The sequence below is a fragment of the Psychrobacter sp. AOP3-A1-26 genome, assembly GCF_052378235.1.
Taxonomy (GTDB): Bacteria; Pseudomonadota; Gammaproteobacteria; order Pseudomonadales; family Moraxellaceae; genus Psychrobacter.
In genome coordinates this window covers 69178-93459 of sequence record NZ_JBQSXN010000001.1, presented here as the reverse complement: position 1 = coordinate 93459, position 24282 = coordinate 69178, and the positions used below count along the sequence as shown (strand labels likewise).

The window sequence follows — 24282 nt, the reverse complement described above, 5'->3', positions numbered from 1 at the left end:
TCTGTCAGGGTGCTAGTTGGTGACACATCCTAAATGACATGATCGATTTTTTTAAATTCGGGTAAGTTGTAAAAATATATCCCCATGATGATACCGATAAAGCCAATGAAAGCGATATACAAAGCGGGTGAGAAACTTACATATAACGTGGCATAACCAAGTCCAAAAGGTACTAACACCCCCACAATACCATAGGCCACATTATAACAAAATGCCATTCCCGTTAATCGTACGTTAGTCGGAAATAACTGCACGATGATGGCAGGTATCATGCCAACGATGCCCGCACAAAAACCTAAAAGCGCGTACATAATGAGGATATAGTCAGCGCCTGACTGTAGATGGTAAAAAAAGGCAAGCATCTGCGCAATCAGTAAGATAGAACCTATTGTTAAAATCTTACCAAAATTTTGATGATTGGATATGATGCCATAAAACACACAGCCAAAAATCATAAATACGACACCCAGACTGTGTGAAAATCCAAATAAATCATTGTTTAAATTAAATTGTAATTCAATCAAATCAGGCAGTAAAAGCACGATCACGGTCGTTATGCTAGAAATAATTAGGGTAAGTAGCATACCGATAAATAGTGAATGCTTACAGTGCTTAAAAAGCAGAGTAAATGGCTTGATAACATACTCACTCGGTTTTACATTTTTCATCTCAATAAAAAATGGCGATTCCTCTATCCATCGCCAGGTCAATAACGGCAAAAGACTCAATATGGCCGCGATGAAAAACGGTATGCGGCAACCATAGTCAGCCAACTGCCCCGTGCTCATAGAGTTGCTTAGCCACAGAAAAAAAGCATTAGAGAATAGGACGCCAACATAGAAACTGGCAGTGACATAGCTACAGCCCACAGATAAGTACAGCCGTGGCACATGCTCTGCCACAAACACCCAAGCGAGTGGTACATAAACTCCAAACGCCATCCCTTGTATCAGCCGTAACACAATAAATAATACTGGCGCCATCAATCCCCATTGTGCGTAAGTCGGCAAGCAAGCCATCGCTAATAAGCTGGCTGCAGTGACCAGTATGCTAAATAATAGCATGGGTTTTCGGCCCTTAATATCTCCATAACGACCAAATATAATGCCACCAACAGGACGTGCCAAATAACCAATCACAAAAAGCCCAAGCCCTTGCATTTTTGTCATAGCAGGGTTGATATTCGCGGGGAAAAAATTTGCAGCCACAATATCCGAAAGATATAGATAGATCAAAAAATCAAAAAATGCGACAGCGCTGCTAAAACAGATAAACAGTACAGTGTTTCTGTCTTTAGAAGACATGAGTGCGTATTGGGAGCGAGAGGGCATAATAGGTTGCACATCCACATATGAAAGTGTTCATTAAAACGGTTGGTATTTCAAGAGCCGTTTATAATAGAAAACGACAAATCAGTATCAACTAATACTGATTTGTCGGAACAGTAAATTTAAGTATTTAGATTTAAAAGGGTGTTGATATAAGCTGTTTGGCTTATTAGAGTTTGCATTAAACATCCGAGCGCATTGAGTGTTGCTTAGTACCGCCAATAGCGCTGGGTTTATTTTATATGGGACTGTCTATTATAACAGCCAGTCAATCGGTAGCCATGACATAATGGTAAGCCAAACATGGTCGCTCATATCGACCCGTGGTTCAGAGTCATAAACCACTTTTTTATTATCTTCTACGGTATGCCATTGCAATTTACCATTGTCTGACAATTTAACTTCATAAGCCTGAGTCAACAAATCATCGCTGAGCGCATTATGCAACTGTCCTGCCAGCTCATCATCATTGATAATCACACCCATTTCGGTATTAATATTAGCGGAGCGAGGGTCGACATTATATGAGCCAATGAATACTTGGTAGTCATCAACGGCAAATGCTTTCGCATGTAGACTGGTTGAAGACTGACTACGGGCTTTCCATAGCTTGTTTTCGCGCTTTTCTTCAGAAGCGGTCGATTTTAACTCGTATATTTTTACCCCTGCGCGCAGTAGGTAAGGACGCCATTGACTATAGCCAGAATGCACCGCGGTCACATCGGTGGCATCAAACGAGTTGGTCAAGATTTTGATGTCGATACCAGATTCTGCCAATGCTACTAGTGTATTGACACCGTCTTTGGTCGGTACAAAGTAAGAGGAGATAATAGTCAGTTTTTTTGACGGACTACCTAACAAAGTACGTAGTTGATGTACCAAGTTGGTGTCAGATGGCACGGTTTTGGTTAATTTGCCCACATCATCACTCAAAAACTGCATGTCTGTCCAGCGGAAGGGCACGCGTTTATGGACTAGATCGCTGTCTATCGTAGAATCTTCAACAGCGGCTTTATAGACAGTCAGACTGCTGTTGTCATTATTTTTTTCGTCCTGTCCAAGCTTATCTAATGCCTCTAAGAAGTCAGGATTTTCTTCATTCTCAAGGGTCACTAAGGTTTCGATGTCGAATGACAAGGGTGATGACCAATAGCTTGCAAAGCTATTGTCGATGTCTGCGACTACTTTACCAATAAGTAAAACATCCAAATCTGCAAATTGGCTATTTTTATCGTTACTTAGGTATTCATTACCAATATTGCGCCCACCAATGATGGTGATTTGCTTATCAAAGGTCATACTTTTATTGTGCATACGGCGATTGATACGCGGCAAGCCTGTGAGGTAGTTCAACGTTTGAAACCGACGGTGCATCAAAGGGTTGATGATACGCACGGCGATATTGGGATGGCTTGCAAAGCGTAATAAATGCTGATCAAATTTGGCATTGTTATTAAAATCATCCAATAACAGTCGCACGATAATCCCGCGCTCAGCAGCTTCCCACAAGTCTTTCAATAGTAGCTGACCAGCTTGGTCGTCATGCCAAATATAATACTGTGCATCGATATTGCGTGTGGCCATATCTGTCAAGATACTGCGCGAAGCAAAGGCGTTGGCTCCAGTCACGATTGGATGATAGCCTGACAAATCAGGGTGGATATCGTTTTGTTCGCTTATGGCCGCTACCAAATCAATATTATTGATCTTGGATTTTTTACTTTGTCCGGTTTTTTGGCTGTTTTCTGATTGAGTGCTTTCTGAATTATATAATGCATTTACTCGCGCTGATAACGCTTGGCTCTCAGGCAGATGTGGCTGCTTGGGTAAAATTTGACAGCCAGTCATTCCTAAGGAAAGTCCAATCGCTAGAGTTAGCGATAGTTTTCTAGGGTTTAGAGTCAATGTCGACATAACGCGGTTACCTCAAAGAGTATCAGCAGTGCTTATTAATGGATATTCAACACACCCTAGTGTTTGTGTCGTTTTTTATTATAGATATAAGAGGTATAATAAAACTGCCTGCAGAGAAAATCAGTGCTGGCAAGCTTAGCAGGTGTTGGCACATCTGCCTATTATAAATACGTTAATTTTATTATGGACAGCTTTAGGTTTTCGCTTTAAGCTAATCCTGATTTATTAATAGTTCGCATAGTGACTCAACAAAATAACACTCTGTATTTAAAAATAAATTAGGGTAATCACACGATCACTGCATTTTAGATGACAATGCTAGGTTAGGAAAATAGCTAATTTGCGGCTTAATAAATTATGATTGAAGGATAAGGGGATGATGGCTTATCAATTAGACGGAGGTTTATCTGCAATCAAGTTATGTTTAGCGGTTCTTCCAGTAGTGTTGATATCGGCGTGCGCTTTAAAAACGGAGGTGCCTCCGGTCAATCCTAATCCTACTGACGAAATAATTATTTATGGCTCTCTACCCTCAGATGAAACGTTAGACTTACAGATGACAATGCGCTTTGAATCGGAAAGTAGATTTTGTGGAAACTACGTAGACATTTCACATGTGTATCAACTTAGCGAAATGTTGAAGATCAATGTAGAAAAGACTGCAAATCAATACCAAGCACATTTCTTTCGCGATGCCCTTAGTAAAGGTAAGTGTGATTGGTCATTGATCTATGTGACAGCCGAGTTGACCCATAAGGATGGTGGAAGCGATACGCGCAGGTTTTACAACGCCACTCCTAAGGACTTGGCTACTAAGCATTATGCCAGTAACATGCATAACGAAGAAGACTACCTGCTCGAAATAGAGTGTGATGCCAAACCTAGTAACCCATCAGGCAGCAACAGCGAGGGTGAAGCGGCAGCTCAGAAAGTTTTAGATTGCAGCAATGGTCGAGGAATGTTCTTGATGCCTGGAATCCAAAAGTACCACGTCGATTATAATTACACTGGTCACGGAGCTTTTTGAATTCGGGCAGTGAACTCAGGCCTTGAATTCAGAAATAGCATAAAGCTAGGATGTTTTGTTTCGATCAATTATTTCGGAGTACAAATCTAAAGATAACAAAATATCAGTTAATATTAAGCCTAATGAGGTTTATAAATAGCGACATGATATTATAAAACAGCATTCAATTCCCTAAATTAATTATTGGTAAAAAGAAATAAAAATATTTTTAATGCAGTTAAAATTAACGGTAATGGATTAGTTATGAGTAAGTCGCAAGTGCAAGAAGATAGCAGTTTAGATCCAAACTGGCGCAACGATGCCCTAGATTTAGGGCTTGATTATGGCATGCAAACCATCGCCGTACGGGCAGGACAGCATCGTACTGATGAAGGTGAGCATTCAGAGCCTATTTTTACCACCAGCTCTTATGTTTACCATTCGGCGGCTGATGCCGCAGCGCATTTTGATGGCACCAAAACGGGCAACGTCTACTCGCGTCATACCAATCCCAGTGTACGCACCTTTGAGCGTCGCTTAGCTGCCCTTGAAAATGGTGCACGCGCGGTGGCGACAGCTTCGGGTATGGGTGCGATTTTGACCATGTGTTTGGCGTATCTAAAAGCAGGCGACCATCTGCTTGCAGCCAATCAGCTATTTGGCTCATCTATCGGTCTGTTTAACAATTACATGGCCAAATTTGACGTTGAGGTCAGTTATGTTGATTGCTTCGATAATGAGGCATGGGCAAATGCAGTTCAGCCCAATACCAAAGTGATTTATTGCGAAAGCCCCAGCAATCCGTTGGCGCAGATTTGTGACATCGGTTATCTAAGCGAGCTGTGTAAAGCCAATGACATACTACTGGTAGTCGATAATTGCTTTGCTACGCCAGCCTTGCAGCGTCCGCTTGATTTGGGTGCAGATGTAGTGATTCACTCTGCGACCAAGTATTTAGACGGGCAAGGGCGAGTATTAGGCGGTGCGTTGGTCGGCAGTGACAAGCTGATGCAAGAGGCATTTACCGTTGTCCGCTCAGGTGGCATCAGTATGAGCCCCTTTAATGCTTGGGTCTTCACCAAGGGGCTAGAAACGCTCAAGTTACGTATGCAAGCGCATTGTCAAAATGCCAATCAAGTGGCGGAGTTTTTGGTCAATCATCCCAAGGTCAGTACGGTGCATTTCTCAGGGTTGAGCGACCATCCTTCTCATAATCTTGCTACCCGCCAGCATCATATGAAAGGGGGTTATGGTGCTATCATGGGTTTTGAAGTGAAATCGTCTGCCAGTCTTGATTCAAAAGCCGCTGCTTGGCATGTGATTGATTCGACGCAAATGGTTTCTATCACCAATAATTTGGGTGATGCCAAAACCACGGTTACTCATCCTGCGACCACCACTCACTTTCGCCTGACGCCTGAAGCGCGAGCTGAGGCAGGCGTTAAAGATGGGCTTATCCGTCTATCGGTCGGTTTGGAAGATGTAGAGGATATCATTAAAGATTTGGCGCGCGGTTTAGACAGTTTGTAAAGATAACGGTATAATCACTACCAACGCATACATTTTACGTTGTCAAACACCACTTACCATTATAAAGACAAAGAGGCAGTTATGAATATTCAAGCATTAATGCAACAAGCCCAAACGATGCAAAAGAAAGTCGAAACAAACGTCGAAAATGCCAAAAAAGAGCTGGGCAATAAAGAAGTGCAAGCCGAAGCGGGCAGTGGTCTGGTCAAAGTGACTATGACAGGTCGCCATGTGGTCAAGCGTTTGACTATCGATCCAAGCTTATTGGAAGATGAGCCTGACATGATCGAAGATTTAATCGCAGCCGCTATCAATGATGCTGTGCGCCAGGCAGACGAGCTTTATGAAGAAACGATGGCTGGTGCTACCTCGGGTATGGGTCTGCCACCAGGTATGCAAGGTATGTTCTAATATCTGCCATAATATCTGTCCCAAAAATAAGTTAACGCTTAGCTATTCAGACTGGTCAGACTCGTTAGACCTACGAAGATAAAACTAGCACTCGTCTTTCTCGTTATCTTGAACTTTTGGCATTGATATACAGCTGGTTTTATATTTAGTTGACTGTATGTTATCTGACTGTAAGATCTAATGAATGGGGTTGTTATCAACACGATACGACCCCATTTTTATAGCTACTGTTTTTTAAATTAAGTTAAATAAAGGAAGACACTTTGCTGACAGCCAAATTTGATCAGCTGGTCAAACAGCTGCGTATTTTGCCGGGTGTGGGACAAAAGAGCGCCCAACGGATGGCGCTTCATCTGCTAAGTAAAAAGCGCCCTCAGGGCATGGCGCTCGCGCAAGCGCTTGATGAAGCGATGCGTGATATCGTTGAATGCCAGCGTTGCCATAGCTTTAGCGATGACGCTGTCTGCCCGCTGTGTCAAGATCCAAGGCGTGATGATAGGTTATTATGCGTGGTTGAAACCGCAGCAGACGTCATGGCTATTGAACAAACTGCGGGTTACCGTGGACGCTATTTTGTCTTAGGTGGCCATTTATCACCGATTGATGGGATTAGTGCCGACGACTTAAATATCGATCAGCTGGTTTGGCGAGTGAAGCAAGAGCCCGTTGAAGAGTTGATACTGGCAACGGGTACCACCGTCGAAGGGCAAACTACCGCACACTTTATCAGTGAAGCGGTCAATCGTCATGTCAATAAAGTGACGCGCTTAGCACAAGGTGTGCCGATGGGTGGTGAGCTTGAATACCTCGATAGTATGACCCTTGGGCAAGCCATGCAAAACCGCTCCTTTTTATAGCTTTGTTATAACTTGCTTATAAAAGCCAAGTCTTGCCCATTTTTTTATGGGATTGTTATAATTGTTTTAGTAGTGTTTTATCATTATTATTTTCGTCTCTCATTTTATTAAGACGCGGTTTAGCGTTTTATTTTCTCTTATTTATGCAGGTATCTGCCCGTGTCAAACATTGCTTCAAATGCTTCCACCGATTCAAACCCTCAAAATAGTTCTGCGGTTACTGATGGTGTGTCAACGCACTCAGTCAATCATGCTATGGCGTCAGCGGAGTTGCCGTCCGAACCAGATATCGATGCACTATTAGATAGTGCCGATGAGGTTGCTGTTACTTGGGTACGTGAGCAAAGTAGCTTGGACGAAGTGATTGCAGCATTAGCCGCTTGCGGGCGTGTGGCATTAGATACCGAGTTTATCAAGCGCGATACTTATTATCCACGTTTGGCGCTGGTGCAGCTGAATACTGGCGATCATGTATATCTATTAGATGCACCGCAGCTGCAACTGGCTGAACTGTGGCAAGCGCTCAGTGAAGTGGATGTGGCCATTTGGCATGCATGTGGTGAAGATTTGGGTATTTTTTATCTGTTGTCTGGTTGTCCGCCCTTGACCAATATTTTTGATACCCAAATCGCCCTGTCGTATTTGACGGGACAATTGCAAATGGGCTATCAGCAAGCGCTTGATGACCAATTGGACATGCATATCGATAAAGAGCAAAGCCAGTCAGATTGGCTAAAGCGTCCGCTATCAGACGAACAAGAGCAATACGCGATAGACGATGTGCGTTTTTTGCCAGCACTCTATTTAAGTCTTGAGTACGAGCTAAAAAAGCAAGGTTTGTACGATTATATATGGGCGGACTGCCAGCTTTATGCCAGTGATTTATATGATGCTCAGCATGTTGAAGACGACGCAATGTATCTTACAATGGCAGATTATCGTTATACTTCTGAGCAAATGGCGATATTGCAAGCGGTGGCAACATGGCGAGAGGCGCTGGCACGTGCGACCAATCAGCCACGTACTTTTGTGATTAAAAAACAAGCGGTACGCGAAATCATCACTGAAAAACCAAATAGCATGCGAGAGTTGGCACATAAAACCACGATGCACCGTAGTATGTTGCGACTGTATGGTGAAGAATTGCTCAAGGTCATAAAAGATGCCAAAAACCTTCACCCTGCTGAACATCCAGCTTGTTTATTACCACCGTATCGTTCGAAAAACAAAGTCCTATCAAAAGCCGTGCAACAAGCGATCGATGAGCAAGCAGAAGTTATTGGCGTACCTGCCAACGTATTGATGCGTAAAAAATGGCTGGGGCAGCTTTATGAGATTATTGCATTTGATAAAGACTTAAGCGAGATGCCAGAGGGCTTAAAAGGCTGGCGCAACGACTGGGTTATGCATACCTTGATTCCTGTTATCACAGCCCATAAAATCGAGTTACAACAAGGCATGGGGATTAACGTTTAAAATAATATATAGTGAGTTTTCAATAAAAATCTGACTATATTAACGTCGAAACTGTCCATGTTGTAAAAAGTGAGCCGTTTGCTTGGCCACTGTTTTATCGACCAGCATCCCAGTATGCGAGACTGGTAAAATAATGTGATCAGTGGCTGACTTTATTTTAGTTTCTTCTACATATACCGTGCCATCGTGTAGCAGGTGTTCTGCTGATGGTATGTTATCTGCCTTACGTAGTTTGCGGTTATGATACTGTAAAAAAAATTGCCCTAAACCCTTGGGGTGATTCCCCGCAATCACGCCCAGAGTAATATGCTCAGGTAATGGTGCTACCGTACCATCTAGTGCATCGACGTAGGAGCGGCCCACAACAGCTGGGGTCAAGCGCCAAATATAATCAGCACAGACACTGCCTATATGCGGCGTTCCGAGTGTCACACAGCGTCCAATCTGCCATTTCGGATATTCAGTGATAAAATCACGAATAATTAACCCACCCAAACTATGACCGACCAAATCTATCGGCTGGTCTGGATGGTGGTTTTCTTCTAGCCAGCTATTTAGATGTGCGCTATTGGTCTTGATGCCATCACGCATACTGCGATAGCCAAATTGATGGGTATCAAACCCTGCTGCTTGCAAGCATTTGGCCAGCGGACGCATAATCCAAGCCGTTTGATGCAGACCATGAATCAGAATAACGTGGTTTTTTTGTTGCATGTTTGGTTCCAAGGCAGTGATTGAATAGATGTTATTTTAGTAAATTAAGTGGATATATATCTGTACTACTATAGTAGGTTGTTCTTAATGATTTAAATAGCAGTGACTTAAGTATTAAGAGTGTTACCTGTTGAGATGCTGCTGAAAAGACAGCCAAAATAAAAACCTCCAAATCAGCTGATTTGGAGGTTTTTTATATCATGATAATGAATGTTTATCGACAATGATGATTACATATAGTTTTCGATACTTGGGCAAGAACACATGAGATTTTTATCACCATAAGCGTCATCGACACGTGCCACACTTGGCCAGAACTTATTGTTACGGATGTAAGGCAGTGGGAACGCCGCTGTCTCACGGCTGTATGGATACGTCCATTCACCATCAGTAATCATCGCCGCGGTATGCGGGGCATTGACCAATGGGTTGTTTTCTGGCGTCCAGTTATCTTCGCCAGCTTTGGCTTTTAAGGCCTCTGCTTTGATAGATTTTAGCGCACTGATAAAGCGGTCTAGCTCTTCTTTAGATTCAGACTCGGTCGGCTCAATCATCAAGGTGCCCGCAACTGGGAAGCTCATAGTAGGTGAGTGGAAGCCATAATCCATCAAGCGCTTGGCGATATCACTTTCTGTGACGCCTGTTTCTTCTTTTAATGGACGAATATCGATGATGCATTCGTGGGCCACGCGGCCGTTTTTGCCAGCATATAACACCGGGTAGTGGTCTTTTAATTCCGCAGCAACATAGTTGGCATTTAATAGTGCCAATTCAGTGGCTTTTAATAAACCATCACGTCCCATCATGGCAATATACATCCATGAGATTGGCAAAATACTTGCTGAGCCATAAGGGGCTGCCGATACCGCTGAGCAGTCTTTTTGCGCATTGTGTACAGGGCTTAAAGTATGGTTGGCCATATATGGTGCTAAATGTGCCTTCATACCGATAGGACCCATGCCTGGACCGCCGCCGCCGTGTGGAATACAGAAAGTTTTGTGCAAGTTCATGTGTAGTACGTCTGCGCCAACGTCTGCAGGCTGCATCATGCCGACCTGAGCGTTCATATTGGCGCCATCCATATAGACTTGGGCACCATGTTTATGAATAAGGTCACAAATATCACGGATACCTTCTTCAAAAACACCATGCGTCGATGGATAAGTAATCATCAATGCGCCCAGCTTCGCGCTATGCTCTTCACATTTCGCCGTTAAGTCATCGATATCTACGTTACCATTGTCATCGGTTTTGACCACGACTACTTTCATACCCATCATAATGGCCGTAGCAGGGTTGGTGCCGTGCGCTGACATTGGAATCAAGCAAACGTCACGATCGGTCTCGCCCAGTGATTCGTGATAACGACGGATAGCAAGTAGACCTGCATACTCACCTGAGGCGCCAGAGTTTGGCTGCATAGACACATCATCAAAACCTGTGATGGCTTTGAGTTGGTCTTGTAGGCTATCAATCATCGCCACATAACCAGTTACTTGATCGCGCGGTGCAAACGGATGCACATTGGCAAATTCAGGCCATGTAATCGGTAACATCTCACTGGTGGCATTCAATTTCATGGTACAGCTACCGAGTGAAATCATGCTACGGTTCATCGCCAAATCTTTGTCTTCGAGCGATTTTAAATAACGTAGCATTTCGTGTTCGGTGTGATGCGAGTTGAATACTGGATGCGTTAAGATATCGTCAGTACGCAAGTGAGTGCTATCAAGAGAGACGCGCGCGTCTTTTGGTAGGTCGTGCGACTTACTAACGAATAGCTGGGTTAGTACTTTAAAGTCCTGTTCGTCACTGGTCTCACTAAAAGAAACGGCAAGTTTGCTGTCGCCAAGACGCCATAAGTTGTAGCCAACATTGTCTGCATTTTCAAAAATTTGAGTGGCCAGTTTTTCTGAACCGCAATCAACCACGACGGTATCAAAGAATTGATCATGTGCCACGTTCAAATTGCTATCGTTAGCGCCTTTAATGACATCAGCAAAGGCAGTAGCAAACGCATGGATACGCGTGGCAATACGCTTAACACCATTTGGACCATGGTAGACGGCATACATACCCGCTAAGTTGGCCAGCAATACTTGTGAGGTACAGATGTTTGAGTTGGCTTTTTCGCGGCGGATATGTTGCTCACGGGTTTGTAGTGCCATACGTAGAGCAGTATTGCCTTGCGCGTCTTTTGAGACACCGATGATACGACCAGGCGCTGAGCGTTTGGCTTTATCTGAAAAAGCGAAGTAGGCGGCATGTGGACCACCAAAGCCCATTGGGATACCAAAACGCTGCGTGCTACCCAAAGCCACGTCTGCACCCATATCTGCTGGTGATTTTAGCAGTACCAAGCTCATGATGTCACTGACGACGCTCACATAGGTTTTATTTTCCTTCACAGCCGCGATGACGTCTGTTAAGTCTTTAACATCGCCTTCGACACCGACGTATTGGAATAATGCCCCAAAATAATCGCCAGACTTGGCCGTTTCAAAATCACCAACCACCACTTCCCAACCAAAGTACTTGGCGCGGGTATTGATAACATCAAGTGTTTGTGGATAGATGCGATCATCGACGAAAAATTTTGTTGATTTGCTTTTGCTCACGCGCTTAGACATTGACATCGCTTCAGCGGCAGCGGTTGCTTCATCAAGCAATGAAGCACCAGCCATCTCAAGACCCGTCAAATCAATACAAACTTGTTGGAAGTTAAGTAGCGCTTCTAGACGACCTTGGGCAATTTCTGCTTGATAAGGGGTGTAAGCAGTATACCAGCCTGGATTTTCAAGGACGTTGCGCTGAATAACAGCAGGCATGCGTACAGGTGAGTAACCTTGGCCGATATAGCTTTTATTAACGGTGATGTCATCAGCCATCACGCGCAATCTGGCGAGCGCAGCGTGTTCACTCATCGCGGCTGGCAAGTCCAATTCTTTGTGCAGGCGTACAGGTTCAGGCACCGTATCATTGATAAAGCTTGCCATATCTTTATAACCAACCGCACTGAGTAGATCCGCTTGCTTGGTTTCATTAGAGCCTAAATGACGATAGACAAATTCGGCTTCGTTGAATAAGCCTTGAAAGGTATCAAACGTCGGGTTTTGAGAGATAGTCATGACAATCCTTGGAAAAGAGTGAAAAGGAGCGTTCTATAATAAAAGTAGTGGTTCAACTAACTATACATAATGTACAAATTGATTTTGCTCAAAGCGGAACTGGGTATTATAGATACCATTATCAGCACGCTCGCCAGCACCAATCATCATAACGATATGATGATCATCGCCTAGCTCTAACAAGCGCTTCATGGCAGGTTCGTCGAAACCACCCATCGGACAGCTATCAAAGCCATACGCTCGCAATGCCAGCATTAGATTTCCAGCGGCTAACGAGGTATTATTGGTTGCCCAGTTTTTGGTATCTTCAAAGGTATAATAAGGCGATTTGATAGGACCTTTGACGCGTCTGACCACTTGAGTTGCACCCCATTTAGCGACGGATACAATGTTGGCAGGCCCACGTAAAAAGTCCAACGCGACGACTTTGTTGTAGTAGTCTTTTACCTTTTTTGGCACCGGTGTATCAGGGAATTCACGTAGAACTTGCTGGGCGTGATCATGCCAAACGTCGGTACGAGCAACCACAGCGATTAAGCGTGCGGATGTTTTTGCGGCGTTTTGGTTCATGCAGTTTTTGACCGCGCGCTTACGACTATCCACATTATCGATAACATAAAACTCCCACGGCTGTAGGTTGCTAGAGTTTGGAGCTAACATGGCCAAACGCAAACAGTCGGATAATACGTCATCGGGTATCGGCGTGTCGGTAAAACGGCGTACTGATCGGCGTGACTCTACGACCTCACAAAACGCTTGTCGCTGCGGAGTATGAGTAGGCGTAGCAATGCTGTCTTTATTATCGGTATTGGCGTTCATATTAGGATCCATACTGGGAGTTGAGTGCTCAATTTGGCTCATTGTTGCGGCATATTTAAGAAATATGTCAAATGAGTAATACGAATAAACTAGCTAGCAATTGGGGATAATCAATTGGACGATGATTGTTTTTTAACGCTGATTTTTAAAGAAAATCGCTTTAAGCCAAAGAGGATAGATACCGACTGACGCCGGTACCTACAATAATGAAACCTGCTTGCTTTGTTATAAGTAGCGAGATTTAAGCTTAATATCGCTTGTAGAGTGAAGCGTGTAGCAGATATTACAGCTCATTTTCGTACTCGTCAGCAGTCAGTAATGCTTCATAGTCAGCCATGTTTTCAGGCTTCATTCTAAAGAACCAACCTTCGCCATATGGGTCAGAGTTGATGATTTCAGGGTCGTCTTCTAGCGCTTCGTTGATGGCAACGACTTCGCCTGAGATTGGAGCATAGACGTCAGAAGCGGCTTTAACAGATTCAACCACTGAGATTTCGTCATCAAGAGTGATGACGTCACCAACATCTGGTAATTCAACAAATACCACGTCACCCAATAATTCTTGAGCATGGTCAGTGATACCAACAGTAATTGTACCGTCGTCCTCTAGGCGTAGCCACTCGTGGCTGGCGATGTATTTTAATTCTGCTGGGATGTTACTCATGGTCTCTCTCCTAAGTGATAGAGGTTAATTAACAAAAATAATGCAAGCTAATAATAGAATTTATAACGGCTACGAGTCAAACTGCTGCTTGCCATTACGGACAAATGGTAATTTCAGGACGCGTACATCGACGAACTTACCTTTGCCGCGCAGATCAACTTGCACGCTATCCTCTTCTGACAAGCTGGTAGGAACGCGAGCGATAGCAATCGAGTTTTTGAGGCTAGGGGAGAATGTGCCACTGGTGATAACCCCTGTTTGCTCGTTGTCTGTGCCTTGATTGATGGTCACAGTCATACCTTCACGTAACACACCGCGTGTGGTCAGTAGTAGACCCACTTGCTTCATCGCTGTATTGTCATCTTTTGACTGTTTGCGTTTGCTTACAAGCGCCTCACGACCCACAAAATCTCGCTCGTCTTTTAGCGCCAGTGTCCAGCCCATATTCGATTCGTAAGGGCTGGTCTCTTCATTCATGTCATGACCATAAAGGTTCATGCCGGCTTCCATACGCAAGGTATCACGTGCGCCAAGACCAGCAGGTTTGACACCATTGGCTTTTAACTGTTCAAAGAAGGCAGGTGCTTCATCGGCATGCATAATCACTTCAACGCCATCTTCACCAGTATAACCAGTGCGAGCGACGAACCAATCTGACCCTTCGATATCGGTTAAATCGGCACCAACGAAAGGCTTAAGGCCTGCTAGGGTGTCTGCCCAGCTAGGTTTGATTTTCGCCAGTTTTTCAACGGCGTTTGGTCCTTGGACGGCAAGCATTGCCAAATCATTACGTTCCGTTAAGGTAACGTCAAAGTCTTTGGCTACTTTTTCAAACTGTGCCATGTCTTTATCACGGGTCGCCGCGTTAGAGACGATGCGATATTCAGTTTCTTCGCTATTTGATAAATAAACGATTAAATCGTCGATGATGCCGCCCATGTCATTCAACATAGGTGAATATAGGGCTTTACCGACAGTTTTTAATTTAGCAACGTCGTTGGCCAATAGCTTTTGTAGCCATGCTTTGGCATCGCTACCTTTAACATCAACGATAACCATATGAGAGACATCAAACATCCCTGCATCGGTACGCACAGCTTCGTGCTCTTCGATTTGTGAGCCGTAATGAATCGGCAGCTCCCAACCAGAAAAGTCCACCAGTTTGCCTTCACTATCGACGTGAGACTGGTAAAGGGGAGTGCGTTTGGGAGCTTGGGTGTGGGTATCAGTCATAACAAATCCTTATGTGAACATCAGCCTTTGTACTTAATTTAAGTACAAAGGCTGATGTTCATGATCATAGTGGCGAGCAGCAATATTGCAGGGTGCAAACATTGCAACCAAGGGTAGCACAGAAAAAATATAAAGCCGTCAGCCAAACAGACGCTGAACGTCAGTTTAAGCAAAAGCCCTATCTGTCCTGTAACCTGAGATTTTCAACACGAAGCATCATTTGATGTCGTATTTTCTCCCCTTCGGTGGGTAGGGCGTCGTCCGTCCTTACCGCTCTCCAGATTTGTTATGCCTTATATGTGTGGGCAATGCACCATCGATGGCGTACTGCTAAACAATAATGACATGTGTTTTTCAGTCCTGTTACCTGAGCGATTGGCAGGGTGTATGCGCCTTCGGTGGTCAATCAGCAATAAGTCATATCGTATGAACAATATAGTGCATTACGAGGTGTCTGCTAAAGACTCTCTCCTGAAAAACGCTTTTATTATGAAAGGTTCAGGCTGTTTTTACAAGTCATCAAATCGATTAAAATGCATAAACATGGAAAGTACGGAGTTTTATCAGCATAATTGCTCAAAATATCAGGAAGATAAGTACTTCTATGGTTTTTGTGACGGTTATATAGCCCGTAATTATCGAAGGAGATTTACCATACCTGAACGTAAAGACGCTACTGGTATGGGTTTAAAATATGCTAATCTATGAGGATAGTTTTTGATAGGTGGTTTTTATGCATTGTGATATTTATAAGTTTCCCAAACATGATGATATGTATATTTATATTGCGCGCCCTGATTATCCTGATGATACCGAAGAGATTCAGGATTGGCTTGGTGTGCTGCCCAAAGATTTTCGTGCAGGCTTAGGTCGTAGTAAGTTTGTCATGCATTTAGATTTGGCAACCACACCGACCCTTGCCCGTGTTGATAAAGAACAGGTGTTAGCAAAGCTACAATCGCAAGGGTATTTTGTGCAACTACCACCGCAAGATGTCATGCGCCGCCAAGCAGAACTGCGCGCCCGTGAAGCTCAGGATAGTATTTACAACTAGGGCATGGGTTTAAAAGTTTGGTAGAGGGCCGCCTGCATTTTATGAGAAAATCGTGATAAACTAGCGACCTCTTATATCTTCAGTGCTTATATCGATAACACAGTTGGTGTCGATAATGTAGTCGGTCTTATTTTAGTATAGTCGGTTCAAAACAAAAGCGATACGGTTGTCGTAGTGTGCTATTGCTATAAATTTTCTTTGCTTGCTGTTCGCAGGTGTAGCAGAGTCGGCAAAAATTTTATAGCCAATAGTTTTTATAACCAATAGTATCGTTTTCAAAGTGAATTCACTATATGACAGCACGTACCATATACCGCTAAACACGTAGTGTCGCATCGGTTATAAATCTAGGTAACTAAACACGTATGGACTGGTTAAAAGGTATTATAAAAAGCTTACCACTGGAAACCATCAGCGATATTCTTGGTGAGATTGCGATTTGGTGGAGTCAGATGGTAAAAGATGTTCCGCCCGCCGATTTGCCCATGTATGCTTATCTTGGTGGTGCTATTGTAGTGCTAGTACTATGGGTGCTGGTCGCTCGTGTATTGCCACGTCCGCTGGGCGGCATGAGCTGGATGATGTTGTTTGCGATTTTATTGGCTCCAGGTAGTGCACTTGGTGACCCAAGCGTGATTGCACCGGCTAGTATTAGCGTGGTTTATGCCGTTATGATGAAAGACTTCACCGGTGCCGTTGCCAATATGCTGCCCATAATGGTGGTATTGGTCGTGGGCTTGTTTGTCGGCTTTGTTTGGCAGCTGATTCGCGGTGCGTTTGAATCAAGCTTGGATAAAGCACGCAGCCGCACGGCAGAAGATACGCAAGCGACAATGCAGCTGACGACAGGAAGTTATTTGTCAGCAGATGCTACTGCAACTGAGCCAGCTGATTTAGATAACAAGTCGAGTTTAGTTGAGCCGTCTAGTAGTAAGCCTTTATCGGCTAAACCTGAAGCAGCAGTCAGCTTAAAAAAAGGCAACTCGAAAATAGATAGTGTTTTAGCTAAGAAACGCGGTACAAAAAAAACTGATAAACGCTAGGGCGTGTCCTCATTTTAAAAATGTTGATAAAAATAGTTAAGTTTTTTCTTAAGTCATAAGTAAAGTAAAAGACACCATTAGCGTGTCTTTTTTTATGTGTGTTTATTGATCACTGTGCTCGTTAGTCATTTTGAGACCACTATAGTTAAAATACTTTAAAAACGCTACGATACTGCTGGTATAGTTTTTTTGTAGCCTCTGTCTGCGTAGGCACAGCAAGCAAGAAAAAACGGTACCTGCAGTACGTGATGTAGCGATATTACTTCTCACTGACTATGAATCTATCAGTGCGCCCGTTGATGGCAGACCCTAGATCTGAGTAATTGCGAACGCATGAGTATTTTGGCAATATGCGCCGCTATGCTAACCTAAATGATTGTTTTTCTTGTATCGACTGCTTCTGAACCTTTTACACGCTTAAAACCCCTAATGTATAACAATAATTGAGATTGAATTATGACGACCACCACGACCGATAAAACCAAAAAAACTTTTACCGGCACGCAAAGCTATATTGCCACTGACGATTTGCAGTTGGCAGTCAACGCTGCCATGACCTTACAGAAACCGTTACTCATTAAAGGTGAGCCAGGTACAGGCAAAACGTTACTGGCAGAAGAAGTCGCCGAAAGTTTAGGCATGCCACTGATTACGTGGCATGTCAAATCGACCACCAAAGCAGAACAGGGTCTGTATGAGTATGATGCAGTGTCGCGTCTGCGTGATTCGCAACTGGGTGATGATAAGGTCTATGAGATTGGCAATTATATCAAGCCGGGTAAATTGTGGGATGCCTTTACCAGTAAAGAGCGTAGCGTGCTATTGATTGATGAGATTGATAAAGCCGATATCGAGTTCCCAAATGATTTGCTACACGAGCTGGATAAGATGTCTTTTTATGTCTACGAGACGGGTGAGACCATCACCGCCGAGCAGCGTCCTGTAGTGATTATCACCTCGAACAATGAAAAAGAGCTACCAGATGCGTTTTTGCGTCGTTGCTTTTTCCATTATATTGATTTCCCAGAAGAGGAAACCATGCGCCAAATTATTGAGGTGCATTTTCCTGATATTCAAGAAAAACTGGTCAATGATGCGCTCGATATTTTTTATAAATTGCGCAATGTTCAAGGGCTTAAAAAACCGCCATCAACCTCAGAGTTGGTCGATTGGTTAACGTTATTGCTTGCTGATGATATGGCACAAGCGGAGCTAGAAGAAAACTTGCGCGGCGAAAAATCCATCCCGCCATTATACGGTGCGCTACTTAAAAACGAAGCGGATGTCAGTTTATTGCAGCGTTTTGCCAATATGATGCGTCGTTAAGCGTATAGATTTCTAGTGATGTTTTGACAACAACCCATGCCAACGCCCAAATCATAACCATATTAGCCAATAAGTGGTGCGTACCCTATGTTTATTAAACTGTTCTACACCTTGCGTACATACGGCGTGCCCGTCAGTACGCGTGAGTTGCTCGATCTCAATGCCGCGTTAGATCAAGGCCTGATGATGCAGCCACACCCTGAGAGTCCAGAACTGCCTACCTTTGCCAGCCGCGAAGACATGTATCGGCTGATTCGACTGTGCATGGTCAAAGACGAGCGCCATTTTGATAAGTTCGACCGCGCCATGGCAGATTATTTTGAAGGTGTCGACAGTCTCGATATGGATGAATTATTATCCAAGCTGACTGATGTCCCTAAAGAGTGGCTCGATTTAAAATTAGATCCCAAAAATCTGACCGATGAGCAGCGTCGATTGCTTAAAAAGTACGGCTCGCTTGAAGAGTTGATGAAAGCCTTAGAAGAACGCCTCAAAGAACAAAAAGAGCGTCATCAGGGCGGCAGTAAGTGGGTCGGTACGGGTGGTACGTCACCGTTTGGGGCCTATGGTGATCATCCAGAAGGTGTACGGGTCGGCGGTGAGTCGCGTAAACGCAGCGCCGCCAAAGTTTGGGAGCAGCGTAAATACCGCAACCTCGATGACGACAGTCAACTTGGTACGCGTCAAATTCAAATGGCATTGCGCAATCTTCGTCAGTTTGCACGCACAGGTAGCGCTGATGAGCTTGATATTCATGAAACCATTAAACGCACCGCTAAAAAAGGTGTGCTTGATATTCATATGCAGGCTGAGCGCCGTAACCGTGTCAAAGTGCTGATGCTATTTGATGTCGGCGGTAGTATGGATATCCATGTCGAAGCGTTAGAAAAGCTATTTTCTGCCGCTAAAAATGAATTTAAAACCTTAGAGTTCTTTTACTTTCATAATTGTCTGTATGATTATGTGTGGAAAGACAATGACCGTCGCCATAGCGCGCCGATGCCAACCTTTGAGTTACTTAATAAGTATGGCCGCGAGTATCGGGTCATATTTGTCGGCGATGCCTCGATGTCGCCTTATGAGCTGATGACGGTCGGCGGCAGCGTGGAGTATATGAATAACGAAGCAGGTATTGTCTGGTTAAAAAGGGTATTAGCACATTTTGATAAAGTTGCTTGGCTCAACCCTGAAAATCATGCCTATTGGCAATATACTCAGACCATCGTTGAGATTAAAAAGCTATTCGATAATAAAATGTATCCCATGACGCTGCACGGTGTGGAAGAGATGACCAATTATATGGCGCGGTAATTTTATAATGACGCGTTTATATTCAAACTAATTTATCAGTCAAGCTGATTGAATGTTCTGTTAAGGCAGCGGCGATGTTTTCATAGCCGCTGCCTTTTTTGGTCTAAATAAATCAAATTTATAACGATAGGGCATTGGTATGCCCCGTTAAATATGATAACATTCATCCTAAATGAATCTTATAGTGATATTCCGATTGGATGGGCTAAAAAAGTTTGATTACAGTGTTTGACCACGAGAGTTCGACAGCTGTTTAAACCCAGTCATTGTTGCTAGTGTAAACCTTTCATTTTTAATCCTTTTAATTAATCCTTATAGTAATCCACTGAGAGAGATAACATGGCTTCACCAAAAACATTAGAAATTGTAAAATCAACCGTTCCCGTACTCGAGGAGCATGGAACGGCAATTACCACCGTATTTTATAAAAACATGTTCAACGAGCATCCTGAGCTGTTGGACATATTTAACGAAACCAATCAAAAATTGGGCCGTCAACAAACCGCATTAGCGACGACGGTACTAGCAGCCGCTAAGCATTTGGATAAATTGGCGACTTTATTGCCACAAGTCACGCAGATTAGCCACAAGCATAGAGCGTTACAAATCCTACCTGAGCATTATCCCATCGTTGGTCACCATCTAATTGGGGCGATAAAAGAAGTGCTAGGCGAAGCTGCTAACGATGACATCATCGGTGCTTGGACTGAAGCGTATGATGAGATTGCCTCGGTATTTATCCAAATAGAACATGGCATGTATGAAGCAGAAATGTGGCAAGGTTTTGCGCCATTTACTATTACCGAAAAATACGAAGCCGCTACTGATATTGCTGCTTTTACCGTCGTTCCAGCAGAGGGTAGTACAGTTGATCTAAGCAAATTGAATTTAACCGCTGGTCAATATATCACCGTAAAAACAGATCCAAAAGATAGTAGCCATACTGCACTGCGTCATTATTCTTTATACTCAGCCAGTACCGAAAAAGGTATTCAGTTCGCGGTAAGACGCGACAATCGCAATGAACACAATGGTTTAGTATCTAACCATTTACATAACAACCTCACAGTTGGTGATACTATTTCACTATCTGCGCCTGCTGGTGACTTTTTGTTAAATCAGGATTTGGTACAACAAAATGACATTCCACTGGTATTGATGAGTGCGGGTGTAGGGGTGACACCTATCCTAGCCATGCTAGAGGCGCAAGTGACTGCCAATCCAAAGCGCCCTATCACTTGGGTTTATGCCTGTCAAAATGAGCAGCATCATGCCTTTAATGAGCAAGTTGATAAGCTGTTAGAAAAAGCAGAAAACGTAGAAAAACATATTTTCTATTTTGACGAAGGGCAAATTCTTGATGAAGCATGGCTGGCCAATCTACCTAAGCCTGCTGATATCTATGTTTGTGGCTCGATGATGTTTATGGACAGTATGATTGATGGCTTGATGGCATTGGATCATGGTGTCGATAGCGTGCATTATGAACCGTTTGGTCCTAAAATGAGTCTAGAGCTGAAAGCTGGCTAATAAAGTTAAAACGATATACAACAATAGATGAACACATAAGGCAAAGTTATGATATAACTTTGCCTTATTCTTTTATAGTGCACTTGAGATTAAACATATTTGAAACTGGAATATTTAATAGACTCTTAATTAATCATAAAAAAACATTATAAAAATTAGCATAATAACAAGGAAACACCATGGCTGACTCAAATCCCCAAATAATGACCTCTAACAATAATAATCCGCCCGTTAAAACACCCATTAAAACGCTCGCTGAAAATAGGCATGCTAAGAAAAAAGTACTCGTCGCTGGTGGTGGTATTTCAGGGTTAAGTGCGGCGTTTGAGCTGTCCGAAGACCCAAATATCGATATTACCATTGTAGAATCAAGCGCCACATGTGGTGGCAAAATGATTGGCTACTTTAATGCTGATGAGCAACGCTTTGAAGAGCATTCCATTCGCGCGCTAAGCTCTACCTATTTCTCTTTATTTAATATCTTTGATCGTGCTGGTCTGTTGCATATGCTGACAGCGGTTGAAGATTATCAGTTTTATCAAAGTGGTCACGGTAACACTGAAGACAGCGATAATCACACTAATAATAGTGAGCAAAAAGATGAACAAAAAGGTAAACGCGTCGCAATCGATAGACGTGCGGCGATAGATTTGCAGACGATTGAGGCGATGGTTGATACCTTTGATTTAAATAAAAAGAACATGCTGCAACTGGTACAACGCATTGTTCATCATGTCAATGCCAGTGACGAAGAGCGCGCCGCGATGGCATTTAAAACAGCAGGTGAGGTCATCGGTATTGATGATTTTGATGCCCATACTAAGCAATTTATTACCAATTGGTTTGGCATCTTGACTGGTGCCAGAATGCACAGTAAAGCCGTCGATATTATGGACAGCTTTGTACTGATGTTTTTACCGATGACCGAAGCACCCGTACTGCCAGAAGGTGAGACGTCTAAATCGTATTGCTTTAATCGTCCGACTTCTGAGGTAATCGAGGCGCTAGTAGAGAAGCTAAAAGCGCGCGGGGTAACCATCGTCACTCAAGCGCGTGTACTCAATATGCATCATCATGATGATGGACAGGTTAGTGTTGATATTAGTGGTGATAATGGCACCACAGACGGTTTGCCACAACAGCACTATGATGCTGCCGTGATGGCGCTGCCGCACGAAGTATTATGGAAAATGGGGCTATTACCACAGGTTAAGAAACCTTTTAACGATGAATGGTCCTTTGGCAGCCAGTTTCCTTTAGCCGAAATACCCGCTATTTTTGAGCCGTTCTTGGGTAAGTCTTATAACTTATGCTTTGATGCGCCGTGGAATATTGTCTTTCAAATCCAGCACCGTGGCGGCTTTTGGCAAGACGTCGAGTTCCCTGATAGCTTTGACTATAATCTATCGGCAACTTGTAGCTCACCGTTTAATAGAGGGTCGCTATTTGGCAAGCGTTTTATGGAGTGTACACCTGCAGAGGCCAAAGAAGAGATTCTATACCAGCTGGGTATTACCGATGCAGAGCAGCGTCAAGCTATCGCGCAAGGCGGCGTGATTGATCCGGTTAATTTGCTGTATACCGATAATTGGCAGCCGTATACTGATATTGAGACCGCTGAGATGGGTATCTTGCAAGATAATGGAAAGCGCTGGGTGGATTTGGCACAAATCTATGTGCGCAATGCTGATGATGAGCTGATTGAAACCACTACGCAGTGGAATAATGTTGTGGTGGCAGGCGAGATTGTCTCGGTCACTGGACGTTGGAAAATACCCACCATGGAGCAAGCAGCAACGTCTGGTAAGCAAGCAGCGCAAGCATTATTCACAGTTATGGAACGAGAACAAACTGTGAGCATAGAAACATCAACACTCATGCACCAAGCACGTTATAAATATCTTGATCCAATAGTATCGGCGCTAAGTGCCGTAACCAAAAGATTGTAATAAGCTGCTATATGTTTTACGAGTTACAGCACGAATTGGTAAAAGGGATGTGGGTAAAGGGTTTAGGGTAATATTAAGATAGATTGAGAGTGATGCTATTGATTCAAATCAACCAGCCCAATCATCACACCCATCTCTTTTTTATCATGTTTATCAATACTAGGCGCATATAATGCTGAAGCAATCCCGCCATCTAAAAATAAAGCATTTGGACAGTTTAAGTCATCCTTAAAAAGCTCGGCAAACTGATAAAAGGTCACAGGCTCTTCACTATTGACAAACTGCACGCTGCCATCACTACAAACACCGGCACCATTGCGCGGTTTAATAGAGGTGCTATCACGGTTAAACTGCGGATGAATCTCGTTATTAATAACCAGCATAGGTCCTGATTGAGTTGCATACCAGGGCTGCGCTTTACCATTTTTAAGCTGCTCATTTAAGGCGTTGCTTTCGGTGATTTTGACGTCGCCAGATTTATCCCACCACATTACCCCATTGGGCAATAGATGAAAATTGCCGCCACCTTCTTTGATATTTAACGCACGAATCTCTTCGCCTTCGATGACGGTATAGCCAATAGGCGCGTAACTCTCGTTATACATACCAGCATTCATGGCAAAATTCAGCGTCTGATCTTTGGGCATGGTCGTCAATAACTTATCAAAAGTCAGTAACGGCTTCGTACTATCGGGTGGTTGCCAAAATAGTTGCAACGAGTAACGATCACCCATCAGCGCCTGAGCCTTAATACTGCACGCGCTATAAGTAAATGGTGAGGCATGCGATTGGCAAGACCAGTTTTCTGTATCACTGATAATCGCATCTTTGTTTAGGTCATCTGCTGGCTGGCAGGCGCTGATGCTTAAAGCGAGCAGCGCTACTGTCAGTAAAGAAGAAGGTAATGTGAAAATAGAGCTTAGCTTCATAGAATTTAGCATCGATGGCTTGTCTTTGTTATGGCGTTGGAACTTCTCTGTTTGAATGAC

The 24282-nt window shown here is 43.6% G+C and carries 19 protein-coding genes and 2 riboswitches; of the genes, 11 read left to right on the top strand and 8 right to left on the bottom strand.

Translation table 11 applies throughout. From position 1 onward, the window contains the following. Positions 1 to 29: 29 nt before the first annotated feature. Both ACT3TU_RS00370 and ACT3TU_RS00365 read right to left on the bottom strand, forming a co-directional pair. Positions 30 to 1208: an MFS transporter gene (locus ACT3TU_RS00370; protein WP_444783896.1), complete on the bottom strand. Its 1179-nt coding sequence runs from the start codon at positions 1206 to 1208 to the stop codon at positions 30 to 32. 375 nt (positions 1209 to 1583) lie between these two features. Then, a complete protein-coding gene (locus tag ACT3TU_RS00365) occupies positions 1584 to 3242 on the bottom strand; it encodes a phospholipase D family protein (protein ID WP_192524607.1) in 1659 nt (552 codons plus the stop codon). 376 nt (positions 3243 to 3618) lie between these two features. On the opposite strand from ACT3TU_RS00365, the gene ACT3TU_RS00360 reads away from it, so the two are divergent. The 5 genes from ACT3TU_RS00360 to ACT3TU_RS00340 all read left to right on the top strand — a co-directional run bounded on the left by ACT3TU_RS00360 (position 3619) and on the right by ACT3TU_RS00340 (position 8522). Continuing rightward, entirely contained in the window at positions 3619 to 4269 is a 651-nt protein-coding gene (locus ACT3TU_RS00360; protein ID WP_192524608.1) for a hypothetical protein, read from the top strand. Between the two features lie 243 nt (positions 4270 to 4512). After that, positions 4513 to 5778 carry an O-succinylhomoserine sulfhydrylase gene (locus ACT3TU_RS00355; protein ID WP_192523221.1) on the top strand — a complete coding sequence of 422 codons (1266 nt, stop codon included), beginning with the start codon at positions 4513 to 4515 and terminating at the stop codon, positions 5776 to 5778. Positions 5779 to 5859: 81 nt separating this feature from the next. Continuing rightward, positions 5860 to 6189, top strand: coding sequence for a YbaB/EbfC family nucleoid-associated protein (locus tag ACT3TU_RS00350; protein WP_192523222.1), 330 nt, complete (start codon positions 5860 to 5862; stop codon positions 6187 to 6189). Positions 6190 to 6452: 263 nt separating this feature from the next. Next, positions 6453 to 7046, top strand: a complete 594-nt coding sequence (recR, locus tag ACT3TU_RS00345; RefSeq protein WP_192523223.1) for a recombination mediator RecR — start codon at positions 6453 to 6455, stop codon at positions 7044 to 7046. Positions 7047 to 7205: 159 nt separating this feature from the next. Next, positions 7206 to 8522 carry a ribonuclease D gene (locus ACT3TU_RS00340; protein ID WP_444783895.1) on the top strand — a complete coding sequence of 439 codons (1317 nt, stop codon included), beginning with the start codon at positions 7206 to 7208 and terminating at the stop codon, positions 8520 to 8522. Positions 8523 to 8561: 39 nt separating this feature from the next. Here ACT3TU_RS00340 and ACT3TU_RS00335 read toward each other — a convergent pair whose 3' ends face one another. The 5 genes from ACT3TU_RS00335 to gcvT all read right to left on the bottom strand — a co-directional run bounded on the left by ACT3TU_RS00335 (position 8562) and on the right by gcvT (position 15080). After that, on the bottom strand, positions 8562 to 9236 hold the full coding sequence (locus tag ACT3TU_RS00335) for a lipase family alpha/beta hydrolase (protein ID WP_444783894.1): 675 nt from the start codon (positions 9234 to 9236) through the stop codon (positions 8562 to 8564). A 230-nt stretch (positions 9237 to 9466) separates the two neighbouring features. Continuing rightward, positions 9467 to 12364, bottom strand: a complete 2898-nt coding sequence (gene gcvP, locus ACT3TU_RS00330; RefSeq protein ID WP_192523225.1) for an aminomethyl-transferring glycine dehydrogenase — start codon at positions 12362 to 12364, stop codon at positions 9467 to 9469. A gap of 60 nt (positions 12365 to 12424) precedes the next feature. Next, positions 12425 to 13183: a nitroreductase family protein gene (locus ACT3TU_RS00325; protein WP_192523251.1), complete on the bottom strand. Its 759-nt coding sequence runs from the start codon at positions 13181 to 13183 to the stop codon at positions 12425 to 12427. Positions 13184 to 13466: 283 nt separating this feature from the next. Beyond that, the gene (gene gcvH, locus ACT3TU_RS00320; RefSeq protein WP_192523226.1) at positions 13467 to 13847 is read right to left on the bottom strand and encodes a glycine cleavage system protein GcvH; all 381 of its coding nucleotides are present in this window, start codon (positions 13845 to 13847) and stop codon (positions 13467 to 13469) included. Between the two features lie 69 nt (positions 13848 to 13916). Beyond that, complete coding sequence (gcvT, locus tag ACT3TU_RS00315) at positions 13917 to 15080, bottom strand: glycine cleavage system aminomethyltransferase GcvT (RefSeq protein WP_444783893.1); 1164 nt, start codon at positions 15078 to 15080, stop codon at positions 13917 to 13919. 172 nt (positions 15081 to 15252) lie between these two features. After that, a riboswitch (glycine riboswitch) is annotated at positions 15253 to 15371 on the bottom strand. A 54-nt stretch (positions 15372 to 15425) separates the two neighbouring features. After that, positions 15426 to 15564: riboswitch (glycine riboswitch) on the bottom strand. Positions 15565 to 15813: 249 nt separating this feature from the next. On the opposite strand from gcvT, the gene ACT3TU_RS00310 reads away from it, so the two are divergent. The 6 genes from ACT3TU_RS00310 (at position 15814) to ACT3TU_RS00285 (ending at position 23293) form a co-directional block, all read left to right on the top strand. Continuing rightward, positions 15814 to 16134, top strand: a complete 321-nt coding sequence (locus tag ACT3TU_RS00310; protein WP_444783892.1) for a YcgL domain-containing protein — start codon at positions 15814 to 15816, stop codon at positions 16132 to 16134. Positions 16135 to 16499: 365 nt separating this feature from the next. Further along, complete coding sequence (locus tag ACT3TU_RS00305; protein WP_192523229.1) at positions 16500 to 17177, top strand: hypothetical protein; 678 nt, start codon at positions 16500 to 16502, stop codon at positions 17175 to 17177. A gap of 456 nt (positions 17178 to 17633) precedes the next feature. Further along, positions 17634 to 18503: an AAA family ATPase gene (locus tag ACT3TU_RS00300; protein ID WP_444783891.1), complete on the top strand. Its 870-nt coding sequence runs from the start codon at positions 17634 to 17636 to the stop codon at positions 18501 to 18503. Positions 18504 to 18590: 87 nt separating this feature from the next. Continuing rightward, positions 18591 to 19814 carry a vWA domain-containing protein gene (locus ACT3TU_RS00295; protein ID WP_444783890.1) on the top strand — a complete coding sequence of 408 codons (1224 nt, stop codon included), beginning with the start codon at positions 18591 to 18593 and terminating at the stop codon, positions 19812 to 19814. Between the two features lie 339 nt (positions 19815 to 20153). Next, the gene (locus ACT3TU_RS00290) at positions 20154 to 21344 is read left to right on the top strand and encodes a globin domain-containing protein (protein ID WP_444783889.1); all 1191 of its coding nucleotides are present in this window, start codon (positions 20154 to 20156) and stop codon (positions 21342 to 21344) included. Positions 21345 to 21523: 179 nt separating this feature from the next. Next, the gene (locus tag ACT3TU_RS00285; RefSeq protein WP_444783888.1) at positions 21524 to 23293 is read left to right on the top strand and encodes an FAD-dependent oxidoreductase; all 1770 of its coding nucleotides are present in this window, start codon (positions 21524 to 21526) and stop codon (positions 23291 to 23293) included. A 95-nt stretch (positions 23294 to 23388) separates the two neighbouring features. Here the strand turns inward: ACT3TU_RS00285 and ACT3TU_RS00280 are convergent, their stop codons facing one another. Next, positions 23389 to 24234, bottom strand: a complete 846-nt coding sequence (locus ACT3TU_RS00280) for a phosphodiester glycosidase family protein (RefSeq protein WP_444783887.1) — start codon at positions 24232 to 24234, stop codon at positions 23389 to 23391. Between the last annotated feature and the right edge of the window lie 48 nt (positions 24235 to 24282).

Excerpts from the sequence above, each read along its gene's own strand:
- gcvT (WP_444783893.1), bottom strand. The coding sequence starts at position 15,080 with ATGACTGATACCCACACCCAAGCTCCCAAACGCACTCCCCTTTACCAG.
- ACT3TU_RS00355 (WP_192523221.1), top strand. The coding sequence starts at position 4,513 with ATGAGTAAGTCGCAAGTGCAAGAAGATAGCAGTTTAGATCCAAACTGG.
- gcvH (WP_192523226.1), bottom strand. The coding sequence starts at position 13,847 with ATGAGTAACATCCCAGCAGAATTAAAATACATCGCCAGCCACGAGTGG.
- ACT3TU_RS00310 (WP_444783892.1), top strand. The coding sequence starts at position 15,814 with ATGCATTGTGATATTTATAAGTTTCCCAAACATGATGATATGTATATT.
- ACT3TU_RS00335 (WP_444783894.1), bottom strand. The coding sequence starts at position 9,236 with ATGCAACAAAAAAACCACGTTATTCTGATTCATGGTCTGCATCAAACG.
- ACT3TU_RS00285 (WP_444783888.1), top strand. The coding sequence starts at position 21,524 with ATGGCTGACTCAAATCCCCAAATAATGACCTCTAACAATAATAATCCG.
- ACT3TU_RS00360 (WP_192524608.1), top strand. The coding sequence starts at position 3,619 with ATGATGGCTTATCAATTAGACGGAGGTTTATCTGCAATCAAGTTATGT.
- ACT3TU_RS00325 (WP_192523251.1), bottom strand. The coding sequence starts at position 13,183 with ATGAACGCCAATACCGATAATAAAGACAGCATTGCTACGCCTACTCAT.
- ACT3TU_RS00365 (WP_192524607.1), bottom strand. The coding sequence starts at position 3,242 with ATGTCGACATTGACTCTAAACCCTAGAAAACTATCGCTAACTCTAGCG.
- ACT3TU_RS00290 (WP_444783889.1), top strand. The coding sequence starts at position 20,154 with ATGGCTTCACCAAAAACATTAGAAATTGTAAAATCAACCGTTCCCGTA.
- gcvP (WP_192523225.1), bottom strand. The coding sequence starts at position 12,364 with ATGACTATCTCTCAAAACCCGACGTTTGATACCTTTCAAGGCTTATTC.
- ACT3TU_RS00280 (WP_444783887.1), bottom strand. The coding sequence starts at position 24,234 with ATGCTAAATTCTATGAAGCTAAGCTCTATTTTCACATTACCTTCTTCT.
- ACT3TU_RS00295 (WP_444783890.1), top strand. The coding sequence starts at position 18,591 with ATGTTTATTAAACTGTTCTACACCTTGCGTACATACGGCGTGCCCGTC.
- ACT3TU_RS00305 (WP_192523229.1), top strand. The coding sequence starts at position 16,500 with ATGGACTGGTTAAAAGGTATTATAAAAAGCTTACCACTGGAAACCATC.
- ACT3TU_RS00300 (WP_444783891.1), top strand. The coding sequence starts at position 17,634 with ATGACGACCACCACGACCGATAAAACCAAAAAAACTTTTACCGGCACG.
- ACT3TU_RS00350 (WP_192523222.1), top strand. The coding sequence starts at position 5,860 with ATGAATATTCAAGCATTAATGCAACAAGCCCAAACGATGCAAAAGAAA.